Annotated in this window: 2 protein-coding genes; both read right to left on the reverse strand. The window is 66.0% G+C overall.

Annotated features, from left to right (window positions below; translation table 11 throughout):
• Positions 1-31: 31 nt before the first annotated feature.
• Positions 32-865, reverse strand: coding sequence for an arginyltransferase (locus tag ACYPYD_RS18325; RefSeq protein ID WP_036525982.1), 834 nt, complete (start codon positions 863-865; stop codon positions 32-34).
• Between the two features lie 237 nt (positions 866-1,102).
• A complete protein-coding gene (locus ACYPYD_RS18330) occupies positions 1,103-2,359 on the reverse strand; it encodes a threonine ammonia-lyase (protein WP_008832118.1) in 1,257 nt (418 codons plus the stop codon).
• Positions 2,360-2,512: the final 153 nt, after the last annotated feature.

Here is a 2,512-nt window from a genome sequence, read left to right on the forward strand (position 1 = left end):
CCGGCGATTGCCCGCCACATAACCTCCGCCCTCACCCCTTGGTGACGGAGGGCATCCCGTCCTTGGGGCCGGTGGCGGCATCGTCGCGGCGGGGGCTGGCGACGGCGGCGGCGATCAGGCGGTCGTGTTCGGCGGTGTCGATGCGTTCCCACCCGGCGCGGCCGAGCTTTTCCATCGGGCGATAACGCACCTTGTACTGCATCCTCGCCGAACCCTCGACCCAGTAGCCGAGGTAGACGAAACCGAGCCCCATCTCCTGCGAACGGCGGATGTGGTCGAGGATGATGTAGTTGCCCAGCCCCTGCCGCGCGCTTTCGGGGTCGTAGAACGAGTAGATCATCGACAGCCCGTCGCACTGGCGGTCGGTCAGGCAGGCGCCGACGAGGCGACCGGGCACGACGCCGTCCATCGACGGCTCGCGGTATTCGATGACATAGCTGGTGACCGGCGTGTGCTCCACCATGTCGGCGAAGTCGACTTCGTCCATCGTCGTCATGCCGCCTTCGGGGTGACGCGCGGCGAGATAGCGCTGGAGCAGTTCGAACTGCTCGCTGGTGGACCAGGGGCGGCAGACGGTGGCGACGAGATCCGAATGCGCCTCAAGCGTGCGCTTCTGCGTGCGCGAGGCGCGGAATTCGGACGCCACGACCCGCACGGAGACGCAGGCGTTGCAGTCGATGCAGGAGGGGCGATAGGCGACGGTCTGGCTGCGGCGAAAACCGATGCGGCCCAGTGCATCGTTCAGCGAATCGGCGTGCGGTCCCTTGAGTTCGGTGAATACCTTCCGCTCGCTACGGCCCGGCAGGTACGGGCACGGAGCCGGGCTCGTCACGAAGAAGCGGGGAAATCGAACGGGAGCCGTCACCTAACTGGATCTTCCTCTAGCGTTGCGGCCGGCCTTATGTCCGTCTGCTTTCCCAAATATGCATAGCGCTGCAGCGCCTTGCGAGTCTTTTAACCACAAAAACCGACCGGTCTGCGGTGAAATCGCGCCGGACTGGCGGTATCGCCCCATCGCCGTACCAATTCGGGGCGATGGGGCGATGTAATCGTTACCTCGAACGATATACCTCCATATCGCCCGAAGCCAGCCTCTTTCGAATCAATCTGTCTCGACCAGCTTCACTTCGTAGCCTTCGCGGCGCAGCCCGGCGATCAGCGCCTGCAGCTGCTCCTTGTCGCGCGCCTCGCACTCGATCTCGGTGACGAGACCCTTGGCGGGCAAGTGCGTGAAGATGCGCTGGTGGAAGACTTCGATGATGTTGACGTTGTGCTCGTGGAAGATCTTGGCGACCTTGAACAGCGCGCCGGCGCGATCCTGCAGGCCGATCTTGAGGCGGGCGAGGCGGCCCGAGCGGGCGAGGTCGCGCAGCAGCACGTTCGCCAGCAGGCGGGTATCGATGTTGCCACCCGACAGCACGAGGCCGACCTTGCGGCCGACGAACAGCTCGCGGTTGTTGATCACGGCGGCAAGGCCCACGGCGCCCGCGCCTTCCACCAGCGTCTTCTCGATCTGCAGCAGCAGCGCCAGCGCGCTCTCGATCTGCGATTCGCCGACCAGCAGGAATTCGTCGAGCAGCGAGCGCAGCACCTTGGAGGTCATCAGGCCCGGCGCGATCACCGCGATGCCCTCGGCCAGCGTGTCGCCGCCGATCGGCAGGCTGGTGCCCTTGAGCAGGTTGTACATCGAGGGGTAGAGTTGTGCCTCGACGCCGATCAGGCGGATGCCCGGATTGATGTCCCGCGCCACGGTGCCCATGCCGGTGGACAGGCCGCCGCCGCCGACCGGCAGCACCAGCGTGTCGAGTTCCGGCACGTCTTCCAGCATTTCCAGCGCCACGGTGCCCTGCCCGGCCGCGACATTGGGCTCATCGAACGGGTGGACGAAGGTGAGGCCCAGCTGCCCCTCCAGCTTGCGCGCGTGGGCATAGGCCTCGTCGAAGCTCTCGCCCTCCAGCACGACCTTGCCACCCACGCTCTCGGTCTGCATGACCTTGACCGTCGGCGTGGTCTTGGGCATGACGATGGTGACGGGCACGCCGAGGCGCGTGCCGTGGTAGCTCAGGCCCTGCGCGTGGTTGCCGGCCGAGGCGGCGATGACGCCGCGCGCCTTCTGCTCCTCGGTCAGCAGCAGCAGGGCGTTGAGTGCGCCGCGCTCCTTGTAGGCGGCGGTGAACTGCAGGTTCTCGAACTTGAGCCAGATTTCGGCGCCGGTGATCGCGCTCAGCGTGGAACTGTAGAGCGTCGGCGTGCGCACGACCTTGCCCGAAATTCGCTCCGCCGCCGCGCGTACGTCGGCTGCGGTCAGCGGGGCGTCTTCGAGGCCCGCGGGAGCGATGTTGAGCAAAGTCTGGTCCATAGACCCGCGCGCCTACCGGAAACGGCGCACAATTGAAAGGACGTCGTCCCGGACTTGATCCGGGACCGCTGGCCATGAACAGCCCACCCATCGGCGGGGTGGCTTGCCGAATGGCCCATTCCTAAAGATAGCCATCGGTCCCGGATCAAGTCC

The sequence above is a fragment of the Novosphingobium sp. 11B genome, from assembly GCF_054589055.1.

What these genes read in the sequence shown, in the direction of transcription:
- ACYPYD_RS18330 (WP_008832118.1), bottom strand. Translation starts at nt 2,359, where the DNA reads ATGGACCAGACTTTGCTCAACATCGCTCCCGCGGGCCTCGAAGACGCC.